At 35.9% G+C, this 515-nt stretch carries 1 protein-coding gene; it reads left to right on the top strand.

Annotated elements, in window-relative coordinates; genetic code table 11:
* Positions 1-31: 31 nt before the first annotated feature.
* Positions 32-515 (top strand): nuclease-related domain-containing protein (locus D1012_RS22260; RefSeq protein WP_233517250.1); only part of this gene is annotated, 484 nt, incomplete at its 3' end.

Raw genomic sequence — 515 nt, 5'->3', positions numbered from 1 at the left:
AAGGCTTTCTCACCAAGATTATTTTTTTCAAATGGACACGCTTATTATTACACCAAACTTCCTTCTTATAATTGAGAGTAAGAATATTGCTGGACACTTATATTTTGAGAGTTCATACGATGGGATGATTCGAACGCTAAATAATCAGCGAGAAGCATTCGATAATCCAGTGGAACAAGTAAAAAGGCAGTCTTTTCACTTAATGTCACTTTTACATAAGCTGAAAACTGAAACCCTCCCAATTGAATCACTCGTAGTTATGACTAACCCGAAAGCAATAACAGAATTTTCGCCTACTTATAAGGAAGCTCGCTCAAAAGTAATCAGAAGCTCAGGTCTCATGTCTAAATTCGAAGAGTTAAACAATAAGAATTCAAAGGCAATACTGCAACCAAACGAAATGAAGAGACTAATTAAGTATCTAATCAAACAACACACACCTGAAGAACCCGACGTATGTAGCAAATTTCAAATCGATAAAAGTGACTTACTACGAGGAGTATTTTGCCCGAGTT

This window comes from Pseudotabrizicola alkalilacus (assembly GCF_003443995.1).
GTDB lineage: Bacteria > Pseudomonadota > Alphaproteobacteria > Rhodobacterales > Rhodobacteraceae > Pseudotabrizicola > Pseudotabrizicola alkalilacus.
The sequence above is the reverse complement of the archived record's forward strand: the minus strand, read 5'-3'. Positions and strand labels throughout refer to the sequence as shown.